Source organism: Acidobacteriota bacterium (assembly GCA_038040445.1).
Lineage (GTDB): Bacteria > Acidobacteriota > Blastocatellia > UBA7656 > UBA7656 > Onstottus_A > Onstottus_A frigus.
Genome location: JBBPIG010000003.1, coordinates 200,854 through 214,615 on the forward strand (window position 1 = coordinate 200,854; position 13,762 = coordinate 214,615).

Genomic DNA, 13,762 nt, shown 5'->3' on the forward strand with positions numbered 1-13,762 from the left:
TGGCTAGCGAAATGCCCGGTACAAGTCACCAGATTCAGCCTTAGATTCAGACTTACGTATGGCAAACAAGATAAAGCGAGACCAAGCTTGGGTAGAGGCGAAGCGCCGATGCCAGCTCAATCAAGATGACATCAGGAAAGCCAAGGAACTCGGGCTGAATCCGCGCAAGCTGATCAAGAACATACCCAGCAAGAGTCAGCAGTGGAAGGCTCCAGTCAAGTACTGGGTTCGGGACCTCTACGAGAAGCAGCAGAGGAAGATCGGCGCCCGCAAACCTTCAAAGGTACACAACCCTTCGCCTGCGCCGTCGGAGTCAGCATCGCGGTTATCGGAAGCAATCCCAACTGAGCCTGATTTCCTATTCGATGACGATTCAATCCCGGCTGATCTTGACTTCCTGTTCGATGATGAATCAATTCCGGTTGATGCTGACTTCCTGGCCGACGACGATTCAATCCCCTTCTGAGTGACCGAGCATCTCGGCTCCTCATCGACTTGGCACAAAGCTATTCGGGCAGCGAAGGGCAGGAGTGACTAGAGGGCAGAAATGACGCAAGCCGGCAAAACGTTTCGCATCTTTGTGAGTTCCACCTTCAGCAATCCGAAGGATGAACGCAAAGCGCTTCAGCGGCATGGCTTCGCGAAGCTGCGGCAAGCCGCGGCGGTTCTCGTCGAACCTTTGGGTAGTCTGGGTACCAGCTACTCTTCAACATTATGTTTGCGGAGGTGTGTATGTCTTCAAATCAAACCGGGCAACTGCTCCGCCACGCGCCGTACTTTCCTGTAGCAAACGTGGAGGAATCGATGGCCTTCTATGAACAGGTATTAGGCTTTCGATGTGAATACTCGGCGGGAGCTCCTCTCCAGTTTGCCATTTGCAGTCGCGATGGCTTCGCCATCATGCTGCGCAGAGTGGCAGACCCTGAACTCATTGTGCCAATCGAAAAACAGGGAGGGACATGGGACGCGTTCTTCTGGGTCAGCGATTCAGAGGCTTTGCACACGGAGCTTAAGGCGGAAGGCGCGGACATCGTCTACGGTCCTCTTATTCAAGAATCGTATCGGATGAAGGAATTCGCTATTCGCGATCGGGATGGTCACGTGCTCGGCTTTGGTGAGGCGGTGGATAGCGAAGCCTAAGTCACTACAAAAAAGTAATGGCTTTTTGAAACCGAAACCGTTATCTTCATCCCCAAAAATCCAGTTCAGTCCGAAAGGAGAAAGAAGATGGCTTGTTCAATGGACATGTTTACCGTAATTGCGAAGAAAGCACCAAACGGGAAGATCCCGGATGGAATGAAGGTGACCGCTCTTGCCGGACCAAACACCCTCCAAGCTGCGCCGGCTTGCCCGGCGCTCGGCGTCGGCGCCTTCACGCTTTGGCCACTGAGTTACATCGATAACCGCGTCAGCTTCGGCATGGTCATGTATGACCCGAAGGGGACGGTTGTGAATACCGTGGAAAAGAAGGGCGCGCGCTATGTCTACAAGATCACGCCCAATAAGACCGGCAACGCAGTTGCGTTTTCGGGACAGTCGGACCAGTCAGTGACGATGTCTCTGGACGAGATTTGTCAAATGCTGTTTGCCAAGTGACCCATCAGTGAGCAGGCGGCCCCTGTTCGACTGGCGCCGCCTGCCCGCAACGCCCGAGACAGTCTGGTCGCTGCCTCTCAGATTCGGTGCGCGCCGCTGGCAAGCTGCGTTAGGTGGCGAGGAAGATTCACTATGTGTCGAAATATCAAGACTCTGCACAACTTCAAACCGCCTGCTACTGACGAAGAGATCCGCGCGTCTTCCCTCCAATTCGTCCGAAAGTTGAGCGGCTTCACAAGACCCTCCAAAGCAAACGAACTCGCTTTCACGCGCGCCGCGGAACAGGTCGAGAAAGCTGCACGTAACCTGCTCGACTCTCTGATTACGAACGCTCCGCCTCGCGATCGCGAAGTAGAAGCTTCAAAGGCCCGCACCAGGGCGGCAGTTCGATATCGCTCCTCCGATGCGAAGCTCACCAGCTAACCCTGAAATCGCTAGAGCCTAAGGCAGCCGGCGCCGACGCCGATTGAGTGTACCCTCTGGGTTTGACAATCATATGAACCGAAGAGAATTCATCCAGCAAGCCCTTGTCTTAAGCACTGCAACCACCATTCTTCGTTCTAACGATGCTCTAGCCAAAGGCGTCAAATGGCCAATCGGGTGTTTCAACCGCCCGTGGACAAAATGGCCTTTCGATCAAACGCTCAAAGAGATCAAAGCGGCAGGCTTCAAAACGATGGGCCTGCTCACCCGCACAAAAGAAGAGCCGTTCATTGGCGTAGACGCGACCGCGGAATACCTCGAAGGACTGAAGAAGCGAATTGGGGCGAGTGGGCTCACCTCAAACATGGGTGCGTTGCGATCGCGTCACGACATACCGCTCGAAGATTCCATCCGCGAAGTCCGCAAGCAGATTGATAACGCCCGCTTCCTCTCGCTCAAGTACGTGTTGTCGTTCGGCGCGGACAAGCCCGAAGAGTTTGCGCATTACGCAAAAGTCATGAGCGACGCGGCAGCCTACGCTCAAGACAAAACCATTCGGCTGGCGATGAAGCCGCACGGCGGCATCAGCGGGGCGTCAGATGAAATACTGAGGGTCATCAGGGAAGTCAATCACCGCAACTTCTCAATCTGGTATGACGCCGGGAACATCATCTACTACACCGGCAAAGACCCGGTAGCTGAGATCGACCCGCTTGCGCAACACATCACCGGCTTCTGCGCGAAGGACTGCGGCGAGCTCAAGGGGGATGTGATGATCCAGTTCGGCGCAGGCAAAGTTGACTTTGCTGCCGTCTTCAAGAAGCTGAAGTCCGCGGGCTTCAACGGGCCGGTGATGGTGGAATGCAGTAAGGTGGGCAGGACCGCGGAGGAGACCACAGGCTACGCCGCTGCCAACCGCGAGTTCCTTGAAAGAATTCTGACGACGACGTAAATCAGACGCGCACCGAAAGCCGTCTTCGCGTTTGGCAGCTCGTGTGTAAAACTGAAATTGTGAACAAACACCTGGTTCTGGGTTCGCGAATCGACGCGATGCTCGATCGGCTCTACGCCCAAAGCGCTAGCCAAAACGAAGCGCTTGGATCTTATTTCTCCGCCCGCGCCGCGGAGCCCTCCTTCGATTGGAGCTCGTTCGACGCGCTAGCGAATCAGTTCCTTAGCGACAAGCTCGTCGCGCTTGATCGCGATAAGGCTGAGTTCTGCTATCACATTTGCCGTGCCCTGCGCGCCAGGCGTGTCGTCGAAGCGGGAACCTCGTTCGGGGTTTCGACTCTGTTTCTCGCAGCCGCAGTGAGAGACAATACCCGCGACAATCTGCGCGCGGATCCCGGAGAAGGCATCGTGATCGGCACGGAATATGAACCGGAGAAAGCCAAGGCAGCCCGCGCCAATTTCGCCGAAGCCGGCTTGTCCGATCTCATCGATTTGCGCGAAGGCGATTTGCGCGAGACGCTAGTGGGCGTCGGCTCGCCGATTGATTTCATGCTGGTCGACATCTGGACGCCGATGGCTCGGCCGGCGCTTGAACTAGTCGCGCCGTTCTTGCGGGAGGGCGCTGTCGTCATTTGCGACAACACTTCCCAATTCCCCGACGCGTATCGCGACTATTTTGAGTTCATCAACGATCCGGTGAACCGCCTGCGCACGATGACGTTGCCCTTCGAGGGCGGCCTGGAGTTCACGGTTCGCGGCGATTGACTCATTGATCTGGTGATGAACCGGAGTTGACCATGCAACGGTCGTATGCTCAAATCCCTCGTCGTAAGGTGAATCTTATGAATGAAAAGCTCCGAGGCAACTCAATGGAATTATCACGACGTTCATTTCTGGCGAGTTCGTTAATGGCTCTGCCCGCTGTAACGTTCGCTTCCAATTCCAAATCCGAACAGAACTGGCCGGGGTTTCGTGGCGCGGGCGCGCAGGGCATAGCGGACGGCTATCCAACGCGGGCTGCGTGGAATGCAGATGCGACCGCCGGCAAGATTTCCGGCGTATTATGGCGCGCTGAGATTCCAGGCCTGGCACATTCCAGCCCGATCATCTGGGGCGGCCGGATTTACGTCGGCACTGCCGTTCGAATCTCAGGCAAAGCGCCGCTGCGCATCGGCTACTACGGCGATGTCAAACCCGCGCAGGACAACGATGAACAGAACTGGATGATCCTCTGCTTTGATAAGAAATCCGGAAAGAAACGTTGGGAACGAATCGTTCGGACCAGCAAGCCCGCGACGGAGAGACACGAGAAATCAACGCACGCGAATACCACGCTCATAACGGACGGTCAAAGGTTGGTGGCTTTCTTCGGCTCAGAAGGGCTGTATTGCTTCGATCTCGACGGCAAGGTGCTTTGGACCAAAGACCTGGGCGTCATCAACAACAGTTGGCACGGCATTGGGTGGGGTTATAGCAGCTCGCCGGCGTTATACCGGGATCGCATTGTTCTGCTTTGCGATGATCCTAAGAACCCGTTCGTGGCGGCGTTCCATCTCTCCAATGGGAAAGAGTTGTGGAGAACATCACGCAAAGGCGCTTCTGAAGGGAGCTGGGGATCGCCATTGATTTTCAATGATGGCGCACGGACGCAGGTTGTCACCAACGGATGGCCGTACGTTGTTTCCTACGATCTTGAGACCGGCAAGGAACTCTGGCGGTTGCGTGGGGGCGGCGATATTCCAATTCCTACTCCGTTCGTCGCGGACGGACTGATTGTCGTGTCCAATGCGCACGGTGGGAAAGCGCCATTGTTTGCGATTCGCCCCTCGGCGCAGGGCGACATTTCGCTAGCGGAAGGCGCCACCAGCAATGATTCGATTGTTTGGAGCGTTCCGAATGGCGGCTCCTACATTTCCACGCCTGTTGTATACGGCGGTTATATTTACCTCGCCAATCACAACGGCGTGCTGCGCTGCTTTGATTTCAAGAGTGGCAGCAAGATGTACGAGGAGCGGCTGGGCCCGGATTCTTCCTGCTCGGCCTCATTGGTCGCGGCCGATGGCAAGATCTATTGCCCGGATGAACAGGGTGTCGTTCACGTCGTCAAAGCCGGGCCTGTACTGGAGGTGCTGGCGAGGAATGATCTGGGCGAGCCATGTCTGGCAACGCCCGCGATTTCGCAGGGTGTGCTTTACTTTCGAACTTCGGGGAGTCTCATTGCGATAGGGTAGAACGGCGTTACCATCGATACGCCTAACGAAGAGCGCCGCTTGGGCGTTGTGTCTTTTGGTACTTTAACTCATGAACATTTCGCTAGGCGGCGGACGTTGAATGTTATCCCATGCGGCCCGTTAATCTTGTTCTCGCAGCTCTCGCCCACAACGGCCTTCTCCTGAAGCAGGACAAGGCACTCCCAAACGTGGTCGGCATCCTCACGGGTGAGTCTCTTCGGACCTCGTGGTGGAGTCATCCTAAGGCTCACCTCATCTTCGCCGTCTTGTCGGAACTCGCCGAGCACCCGGACGTCCTGGTCACGAAGCTCCTTTACCGTAAAGACACTTTCGTCCACAAGTCCCTGTGGCCCGCGGTATTCACTGTGGGTAAAGCCCGCGAGCAGTGGCAAGTACAGGGGCTTTCGGGCGACGCGAAGAGTCTTCTCGAGCGTCTCGACAAGGGAGACGGTGTCGTCCGTGCAGTCGGGGCGCCCGTCAAAGAACTTGAAGCGCGTCTCCTTGTCACGACGCAGGAGGTCCATACGGCGTCGGGTCGTCACGAAATGGCGCTTGAGTCCTGGCGCTCATGGTCACGGCGAATGGAGTGCACTGCTATGCGGTCCGTTCCTCGTGCCCGGAAGGTTCTTGAGGAGGCGGCCGTGAAACTAGGGGCTCCTCTCAAGTCACTTCCCTGGACTGCTAAGATCAGCGCAGCCTGACCCAAGTGTAAAGCGGACTCTCGCTTCCATTCGCTAGGCAGCCTATGGCAGATATCCCTAATCGAGTATCCGCTCTGCTCCAAGAACTCGCCGCTCAGCTCCCGGTCCTCCTTGGCGGGAACCTCGTCGGCTTCTACGTCTACGGCTCACTCACCCAGCGGGCGTTTAACCCCAAACGCAGCGACATCGACTGCATTGTAGTTACGCAACGGGACCTGAGCGACGCGCAGTTCAGGAGACTCGACGGGTGGCTGGCCCGATCCGCTGAGTTGAATCCGTGGACGGCGCGCTTGCAAATCCTGTTTCTGATCAAGAATGAAATCCTCACCCTGAATTCCAAAGCATGCCTGTATCAATTCGGCCGCCTCAAGCGCAGCGGCTCGGATGGCAACCCGATTATCTGGATGAATGTTCTGAAGAGCGGAGTGGTCCTCTACGGTCCACGACCTGAATTGTTCGTTCCGGAGATAACTCCCGAGATTCTATTCCATGCATTGAAACGCGAAGTCGGGTACTTGCGAGAGGAGATAGGCGAGAAGCCCGAGAGCGAATGGAGGAACGTTCCATCGTATCGTGCTTATGCGGTCCTGACGCTATGCAGGATTCTGTATTCGTTCAGGAAGGGCACGATTGTCTCGAAGCCACGCGCTGCCAGGTGGGCGATCAAACACCTGCCGGAAGAATGGCGCGAGATCATCCTTCAAGCGCTGGAGGCCGATAATGCCAAGCGATTGGCGGACATCTCCCTTTTTCGTATCGAGCAGTTTATTGATTTTGTTGATGCCCAACTCGGAAGCGAATTTTGGTAATAGCTGCAGTGCCGCACTTTCAGGGCTTCGTCGTTTCGCACGATACAACCCTCGCGCGCCGCCCCAGGCTATTCAATTGCGCGCCTTCGGCGCGTTCTAGCACAGTTTTTCAAGTTCGCGCTACAATCACTCACCGGCCATGCAATAACGGCGCAAGCTTATGAAACTCAGATGGCCCGGAATCTCTTGGAGGAAACTATATGAAGCGTGATCGAATAATCGTTGTTGTCTTCGTCGCGTGTTGTTTCTTGGGGATTGGCACAGCCTTCTCTCAAACCTCAAGCTCCGATCAAAAGAAATCCGATCAAACGAAGGAAGAAGGACCCCAAACTCAAACGGCCGATCAGAAGAAACAGTATCCCGCTCTGCCTAGCGAAACGCCGGACAAAATCGTACCCACCAACGACGGCTTCGATCACATCAGGCGAGATGTGATGATCCCCATGCGCGACGGCGTAAAGCTGCACACCGTCGTCCTCGTGCCGAAGGACGCCAATCGCGCGCCGATACTTCTGACGCGCACGCCCTACAACGCCACGGAACTCACGAGCCACGCCCAGAGCGCTCACCTCGGCTCGATTCTCTTCGGCTACGATAATGCCACCGATGTGATCGTCGAGGGCGGCTACATCCGGGTGGTTCAGGACATACGTGGCAAGTACGGGTCGGAGGGCGACTATGTGATGAATCGCCCTCTGCAGGGTCCGCAAAATCCGACGCCGGTCGATCACGCCACCGATACCTACGACACCATCGAGTGGCTGGTCAAAAATACGCCTGAGAGCAACGGCAGGGTCGGCATCTTGGGCATCTCCTACGACGGATTCCTGCCCTTGATGGCGCTAGTCAATCCACACCCTGCGCTCAAGGTTTCCGTGCCGATGAACCCCATGGTTGATGGGTGGATCGGCGATGACTGGTTTCACAACGGTGCGTTCCGACAGGCCGGAATGAGCTACATCTACGACCAGCAGGCGACCCGTGCGAATGTGATCAAGTGGTGGACGAGTCATTTCGATGACTATGACATGTTCATGCAGGCCGGCTCGGCAGGCGAGCTTGGCCGCCGGCGCGGGCTCGAACAAGTCGGCTTCTGGCGAAAGATTCTCGAGCATCCGAGCTACGATGCATACTGGCGCGACCAGGCGGTGGACAAGATCCTCGCAGCCCAACCGCTGAAAGTGCCGGTGATGCTGGTGCACAGCCTCTGGGACCAGGAGGACATCTACGGCGACATGGCCGTCTACAAAGCGATCAAGCCAAAGGACACTAACAATGACAAGGTATTCCTGGTGATGGGCCCTTGGCACCACGGCCAGCAGATCAAGGACGGCAGCTCGCTCGGTGCGATCAAATTCGACAGCGACACGGCGCTCTATTTTCGTCGAGAGATTCTGCGGCCGTTCCTGGATAGGTATCTAAAAGACGGCGCGGACAAAGCCAACGGGGCGGACATCGCGCCCGTCGTGACTTTTGAAACCGGAACGAACACGTGGCGGCGCTTGCCTGCCTGGCCCGCCGGCTGCGCGAGCGGGTGCACTGTTCGAGCGACTCCTCTGTATTTCAACGCCGGGCTCAAACTGAGTTTCAATGCGCCCCCATCGGGAGGCGCGGTTTACGAAGAGTACGTTTCTGATCCCGCCAAGCCCGTCCCCTACCGAGCACGTCCCATCGACAATACGTCATGGTCGCGGTGGCTTGTGGATGATCAGCGTGAGGCTTCGGGCCGGCCGGATGTCGTCGCATTCGTCTCCGATGTATTGACAGCGCCTGTGAAGATCAGCGGAGAGCCGATTGTGAATCTGCTAGCCTCCACCAGCGGCACGGATTCCGACTGGGTGGTCAAGGTGATCGATCTCTATCCCGACGAGGTGGCCGGTCAGCCGAACATGGGAGGGTATCAGTTGATGGTCTCAGCCGATATTTTCCGAGGCCGCTATCGCGAGAGTTTCGAGACGGCCAAGCCCATCGCGTCGAATCAACCGCTGCTATACCGGTTCGCACTGCCGACGGCGAACCATGTCTTTCTGAAGGGCCACCGTATGATGGTGCAGATCCAGTCGAGCTGGTTCCCTCTGTACGATCGCAATCCGCAGACCTTCGTGCCGAACATCTTTTGGGCGAAACCCGGGGATTACAAGAAGGCGGTGCAGCGGGTTTACCACGCTCCTGGCCAGGCGAGTTTCATTGAACTGCCGCTGGTGACGACGCCTTAGTCGGTCAACAGAGCAGCCTCTGTTGCGGTTGATACAACCACGTAGTGGCGGGATGGTTACCGTAACCGGCACGAGAGAATCCCCCAACCGGAAGGTTGGGGTCCTTTCACGTCGGCCTACTGGAAACGGGCAAGGGGCTTCCTGCAATCCCCCAACCGGAAGGTTGGGGATTTTTCACTCCCGCCTACAAGCATGGCAGCCGGCCTGTCTCTCGCAATCCCCCAACCGGAAGGTTGGGGATCTTTCACTCCTGCCTACAGCACGGCAGCCGGCCTGTCTCCCGCAATCCCCCAACCGGAAGGTTGGGGTACCCCCAACCGGAAGGTTGGGGTGCTTTCACTCTCGCCTACAAGCACGGCAGCCGGCGCGTCTCCCGCAATCCCCCAACTTCCAGGTTGGGGATCTTTCACTCCTGCCTTCTGGAAAGACTGCGGGGTCGTCACTCCCGCCTACACTTGCTTCGCATACTTCACGCAGCTATCTTTGCTCGGTGTTGCTGGAACCGTTCACAGAACTCCAATGGGCTTACCAACTCCACTACTACATCTGCTTTCGCACGCGCTGGCGCCGCGAGGAGTTCGGCGAAGCCAACCGGCAGGCCTCGCTCTCCCGCCTGTTGGCGGAGGTCTGCGGCAACCACGACTATCATCTCTTACAACACAAGGTCTACCCGGAGCACCTCCGTTGCCTTCTCAGCCTCAAGCCGGATCAGTCGATCTCGGTTGTAATTAACAAGCTCAAGTCAAACGTCTCGCGCGAATTCTGTTCGGAATTCGATCTTGAGCCGCCGTTGTGGCTACCGGTTACCTGGCTCGCAGCGTCGGACGCGTGCGCATTCAGGCGGTGAAGCAATACTTGGCTCATCAGGGGGAGCATCACGGCTATAGCGGACGGGTGAGTCCGCCCGTCTTTCGTTATCGCAGCGATCAGCCGGCTGCGCTCCGGGCCGCGCATGCGGTGTTTGATCTGAGCTACCACCTGGTCTTCGCTACGCGCTATCGCCGCAGCGTTTTTGGGTCGACGCTTGGGGGTGAGCTGGTGGACTACTGGCTGAAGGTCGCAGGCAAACGAGGCTTTGCCTTGGATGAGGCAAGCGTGCTTCCGGATCACGTGCATCTACTGGTCAGGCTTGCGCCAAAGACGAGCATAGAAGAATGCGCGCTTTCGTTGATGAACAACAGCCAACACTGGATGGAAAAACACCACAAAAGAGCGCTAATGCACGCCGAGATCGATAGTGTATGGCAATCATCGGCTTATGCCGGGACATGCGGCAAAGTGACTACGGCGATGGTGAAGGCGTTTCTCGGCAGTGGGTGAAGAATCTCAGAGCAGGCTAGAGTGAAAGATCCCCAACCTCCCGGTTGGGGGATTGCGGGAGGCGCGTCGGGTGTCTGCTTGTAGGCTGGAGTGAATGATCCCAACCTCCCGGTTGGGGTTTTCATACAATCTCCCGCGGTCGCGTGTGCGATGCGCGAAAGGCTGACGAGCGCACGCCGGCTTGCTCACCAAGTGGGCCGAGGCGTTCCTGAAAACGCCTGCAGAGAATCCCGATGGATACGCGCGGACCTCGCTGGTCAAGCGCGCCGGCGAGTTGCACGGGCGGCTATTGCTCGTGCATGGCACATACGATGACAACGTGCACCCGCAGAACACTCAAGCGTTTATCGACGCGCTCATCAAGGCGGGGAAGCTGTTCGATTTGATGATCTACCCGATGCGCAAGCATGACATCGGTGACCGCGACGCCACTATCCACCTGTACCGCACTATGCTGGAGTTCTGGAAGAGAAACCTTTGACGCACTAACGCACGCGGCCGAGCGCGCGAAGCGAGTACTACACAGGAGTCGCAAGACGCCAATTGGTCGTTACCGCGCTGATTGTCAATTTGATTACCAATTTGATTTGGAGTAGCATAGAAGCGCTCTTCCCGCATCGCTTTTTTTTCAATTCGTCATCCGCGGGTCCGAAGGTTGAATCGGTTGAGCAATAACTTGGCGACTTATTCCGATGGCAGCCGATAAAGCCAAGGTACGTTGTGAAAGATACATTCACTCCAAATTCCCAGTTACTAGATCAATTACTCTTAGGCGATGCCTCGGAGGAGGAGTATTGGGAGGAACTCAAAATAGCCGCCGCATTAGTTGGGGACTTTGCGACGCGATTTCCTCCCGGGCACGGCCTCAATGAGGCAACTAAGTTGATAGTGGATCTGCTCAACAATTTCATGCCGGACAACTTTGGCACGTTAGACCCTGTTCATCGGCTGTGGATCGTGGCACAAATCTCTCAGGTATTTTATTGGTCTCATCCCGAGTGGATTTTACCGTTAGGGTTCGACCAGATGCGGTTTAACCCTGAGAAACTGCATGACTCGATGGTATCAGATGATACGCGCGGGATAATTGACGACAACGTGAATGAAGGTGCATTACAAGGAAGACTTACGGCCAAAGAGAAATCTGTTCTAAGTGATGTATATACCCTGCTTTTGTTAGCTCCGCAATTTAGAACCCCAAATGGCTCTTGGCATCATTGTGAATTTGTATTGGACAGAATTCTCCCCCCTGAACAAGAACCTATACAAGAGGAGCAGTACGAAACAGAAGAATGGCTATCGCGATTTCGAAAGGGGTGGGTTTCAGAAATAGCAAAGCAAACAGGCCGTGAAAACATGGCAATCTATATGCCCGCGCTACGTACTCCAATCTCCAATTACCCTGATATTCAACTGCAAAATACCATTCAGGGTATTCTGACTTCTATCGCTAACGAACAGCTTTCTCTCCCAGAGTTACATTGGAGAACGCTCGAAGAGCTTGTCGCGGAACTTCTTTACGATTCTGGCCTTGAGGTCGAAATAACCAAGCGATCCTGGGATGGAGGTCGGGATATTATCGCTAAAGGGGAGCTCTTCCCCGGTGAGCCAAGTGTTCTAGCCATAGAAGCGAAACACATGCCAGTAGTCCCCATATCAGAATTAAGGGCGGCACTTTGGGCAAACAGGGAATTCCCCGCTCTACTCTTCGTTACATCGGGCAGGTTCAGCGCGGGTGTTTATCGCGAAAAACGGGATCACAATAACGTCCTTCGTTTATACTTGAAGGATGGTGTGGCTCTCGACCAGTGGATTCGCATGTACGCCAGGCGCCACCGCTTGTTGATTAACACAACTGAGGGGTGATTCTTGAGGCTATCACCTTTAGTATCGGTATCAACGTGCCGCCTGGTATGCGGGTCCTCCTGTGGCGCTCAGCGCGCTCGCGGCCCTCAACGGGCGCGCGGGGCAAGCACGTAAGCTGACACCGGGCTCTCGTGGCCTTCCTTATCAACTGACTTTACCCCGAACACAAGCTGGTCGATCGAAGTGTTCTTCAACGTGAACTCTTTTACATTGCCCGCCCAGATCTCCCGCTCCCAATCCGGCGCCGTCGTAGATCGCACAACAACGATGAAGCCTGCAAGATCGGGTTCGGCGTCGGAATGATCCCATCTCAGCACCGCGTCGTATCCCCCGCCTCGGCTCAGGCCTGGGCCAGCCGGACGAGCGCGAGGCGTTGCGGCTTCATCGGGGTCGGCCGCGGCGGCTGAGGTCGGAGGTGTAGCAGTAGGTGCTAAGGCCGGAGGCGTAGCCGTAGCTGCCGGGGACGTGGCTACCGTCCCTGTTGTCGCCGAAGCCGCCGGTGCCGGCCGAGACACCACCGGAGATCGCGGCGCGAGCGCCATAGCTGCCGCCGTCGCCGCGTTGATTCGCGTCACCTTCGCGGCATATGTCGGCGATGTGTTGGCAAACGTGTCGGTGAGTGAGTGCTGGTTCGCAAAGTGTTCGTTCGGCGTGGTGAAACGCACTCCAGCAAAGCCTTCCTGGTTGAAAGCCGTGTGATCGCCACCTCGACCGAAGCGATCGTAGCGAAAGATCAAATCAACGGTCATCTCGGGAAGGTAGCGCTCGCCGATTCGCTTGGCGAACCGCGCGATCTGCCGAGAAGGCGAATCGTTCGGGTCTTCTGAAAACACCAGCACGCGGCGGTTGTCGATCACCCCGTTGCCACTCACCTCGCTGCCGATGATGTCGTTGTTCAAGACCGCTTGAATAGTCTGGGAGCTCGCCTTGAGCCGCTTAGCCATCGCTCTCGCACCGAGGAGGCCTTGCTCCTCGCCCGCGAAAGCGACGAAGACCAGAGTTGCATCGAATTCGTATTGGCTCATCACGCGCGCGCATTCCATCGCGCAAGCCGTGCCGCTGCCGTCGTCGGTCACGCCAGGAGCAATCATCTCGACCGCCTTGGTCTGATCGTTTCGCAGCTCCGGCGGCACTCTCAGGTTCAACGAGTCGTAGTGCCCGGTGATCATGATCCAGCGGCCCGACGCCTGTTGCGTCTTGCCCGGCAATACCGCGACGACGTTTCTCAGCTCAATCTCTTTCCAGACTCGCCCGGCTTTCGGGATCGTGTGCGTGTCGAAGCTTACTTGCAATCGCGGGCTGTAGCTCTTGAATTGCTCGAAGATCCACTGCCGGGCCGCGCCGATTCCACGATTGGGCTGGGTCGGATCCGAGAAGGTGTTGCGCGTTTCGAAGCTTTCGAGCTTCTTCTCGATCTCGGCGATCCGGTCTGCGGAAATCTCCGAGACGATCCTTTGAATTTTCGGGTCTAGGCGCTGCGAAGGCTGGGCCTCTTCCTGAAAGGCCTGCGCTAAAAATGGGACGGCCAACAGAAGAATGATCGCGACGATAAATGTCCGCCTCATTGCTTTGATCCTCCGATGGTGTTCTTTGCGGTCTTTGCGACTCGGCGGCTTTGCGCGAACCGAACTTAACGCAAAGGCGCAAAG

14 protein-coding genes are annotated in these 13,762 nt (G+C 56.5%); 12 read left to right on the forward strand and 2 right to left on the reverse strand.

Translation table 11 applies throughout. From position 1 onward, the window contains the following. The first annotated feature begins 58 nt into the window (after positions 1-58). The 7 genes from AABO57_04655 to AABO57_04685 all read left to right on the forward strand — a co-directional run bounded on the left by AABO57_04655 (position 59) and on the right by AABO57_04685 (position 5,201). On the forward strand, positions 59-466 hold the full coding sequence (locus AABO57_04655; GenBank protein MEK6285011.1) for a hypothetical protein: 408 nt from the start codon (positions 59-61) through the stop codon (positions 464-466). Positions 467-732: 266 nt separating this feature from the next. Next, complete coding sequence (locus tag AABO57_04660) at positions 733-1,140, forward strand: VOC family protein (GenBank protein MEK6285012.1); 408 nt, start codon at positions 733-735, stop codon at positions 1,138-1,140. An 87-nt stretch (positions 1,141-1,227) separates the two neighbouring features. Next, complete coding sequence (locus tag AABO57_04665) at positions 1,228-1,596, forward strand: hypothetical protein (protein ID MEK6285013.1); 369 nt, start codon at positions 1,228-1,230, stop codon at positions 1,594-1,596. Between the two features lie 132 nt (positions 1,597-1,728). Beyond that, on the forward strand, positions 1,729-2,019 hold the full coding sequence (locus AABO57_04670) for a DUF2277 domain-containing protein (protein ID MEK6285014.1): 291 nt from the start codon (positions 1,729-1,731) through the stop codon (positions 2,017-2,019). Between the two features lie 73 nt (positions 2,020-2,092). Further along, positions 2,093-2,971, forward strand: a complete 879-nt coding sequence (locus AABO57_04675; GenBank protein MEK6285015.1) for a sugar phosphate isomerase/epimerase — start codon at positions 2,093-2,095, stop codon at positions 2,969-2,971. Between the two features lie 59 nt (positions 2,972-3,030). After that, a complete protein-coding gene (locus AABO57_04680) occupies positions 3,031-3,735 on the forward strand; it encodes a class I SAM-dependent methyltransferase (GenBank protein MEK6285016.1) in 705 nt (234 codons plus the stop codon). Positions 3,736-3,839: 104 nt separating this feature from the next. Then, on the forward strand, positions 3,840-5,201 hold the full coding sequence (locus AABO57_04685; GenBank protein MEK6285017.1) for a PQQ-binding-like beta-propeller repeat protein: 1,362 nt from the start codon (positions 3,840-3,842) through the stop codon (positions 5,199-5,201). A 68-nt stretch (positions 5,202-5,269) separates the two neighbouring features. Here AABO57_04685 and AABO57_04690 read toward each other — a convergent pair whose 3' ends face one another. Further along, positions 5,270-5,725 (reverse strand): hypothetical protein, encoded by a 456-nt coding sequence (locus AABO57_04690; GenBank protein MEK6285018.1) that lies wholly within the window; start codon positions 5,723-5,725, stop codon positions 5,270-5,272. 221 nt (positions 5,726-5,946) lie between these two features. Here AABO57_04690 and AABO57_04695 point away from each other — a divergent pair, with 221 nt between their 5' ends. The 5 genes from AABO57_04695 (at position 5,947) to AABO57_04715 (ending at position 12,113) form a co-directional block, all read left to right on the forward strand. Next, positions 5,947-6,711: an aminoglycoside adenylyltransferase domain-containing protein gene (locus tag AABO57_04695; GenBank protein ID MEK6285019.1), complete on the forward strand. Its 765-nt coding sequence runs from the start codon at positions 5,947-5,949 to the stop codon at positions 6,709-6,711. Between the two features lie 200 nt (positions 6,712-6,911). Beyond that, positions 6,912-8,927 (forward strand): CocE/NonD family hydrolase, encoded by a 2,016-nt coding sequence (locus tag AABO57_04700; protein ID MEK6285020.1) that lies wholly within the window; start codon positions 6,912-6,914, stop codon positions 8,925-8,927. Positions 8,928-9,719: 792 nt separating this feature from the next. Continuing rightward, the gene (gene tnpA, locus AABO57_04705) at positions 9,720-10,247 is read left to right on the forward strand and encodes an IS200/IS605 family transposase (protein MEK6285021.1); all 528 of its coding nucleotides are present in this window, start codon (positions 9,720-9,722) and stop codon (positions 10,245-10,247) included. 181 nt (positions 10,248-10,428) lie between these two features. Further along, on the forward strand, positions 10,429-10,728 hold the full coding sequence (locus AABO57_04710) for a prolyl oligopeptidase family serine peptidase (GenBank protein ID MEK6285022.1): 300 nt from the start codon (positions 10,429-10,431) through the stop codon (positions 10,726-10,728). Positions 10,729-10,967: 239 nt separating this feature from the next. After that, positions 10,968-12,113 carry a restriction endonuclease gene (locus tag AABO57_04715; GenBank protein MEK6285023.1) on the forward strand — a complete coding sequence of 382 codons (1,146 nt, stop codon included), beginning with the start codon at positions 10,968-10,970 and terminating at the stop codon, positions 12,111-12,113. 86 nt (positions 12,114-12,199) lie between these two features. On the opposite strand, the gene AABO57_04720 is transcribed toward AABO57_04715, so the two are convergent. Further along, positions 12,200-13,678 (reverse strand): M20/M25/M40 family metallo-hydrolase, encoded by a 1,479-nt coding sequence (locus AABO57_04720; GenBank protein MEK6285024.1) that lies wholly within the window; start codon positions 13,676-13,678, stop codon positions 12,200-12,202. Between the last annotated feature and the right edge of the window lie 84 nt (positions 13,679-13,762).

Coding starts and splice junctions, on each gene's coding strand:
- AABO57_04690 (MEK6285018.1), bottom strand. CDS start 5,725: ATGGACCTCCTGCGTCGTGACAAGGAGACGCGCTTCAAGTTCTTTGAC.
- AABO57_04660 (MEK6285012.1), top strand. CDS start 733: ATGTCTTCAAATCAAACCGGGCAACTGCTCCGCCACGCGCCGTACTTT.
- AABO57_04700 (MEK6285020.1), top strand. CDS start 6,912: ATGAAGCGTGATCGAATAATCGTTGTTGTCTTCGTCGCGTGTTGTTTC.
- AABO57_04685 (MEK6285017.1), top strand. CDS start 3,840: ATGGAATTATCACGACGTTCATTTCTGGCGAGTTCGTTAATGGCTCTG.
- AABO57_04670 (MEK6285014.1), top strand. CDS start 1,729: ATGTGTCGAAATATCAAGACTCTGCACAACTTCAAACCGCCTGCTACT.
- AABO57_04695 (MEK6285019.1), top strand. CDS start 5,947: ATGGCAGATATCCCTAATCGAGTATCCGCTCTGCTCCAAGAACTCGCC.
- AABO57_04665 (MEK6285013.1), top strand. CDS start 1,228: ATGGCTTGTTCAATGGACATGTTTACCGTAATTGCGAAGAAAGCACCA.
- AABO57_04675 (MEK6285015.1), top strand. CDS start 2,093: ATGAACCGAAGAGAATTCATCCAGCAAGCCCTTGTCTTAAGCACTGCA.
- AABO57_04720 (MEK6285024.1), bottom strand. CDS start 13,678: ATGAGGCGGACATTTATCGTCGCGATCATTCTTCTGTTGGCCGTCCCA.
- AABO57_04655 (MEK6285011.1), top strand. CDS start 59: ATGGCAAACAAGATAAAGCGAGACCAAGCTTGGGTAGAGGCGAAGCGC.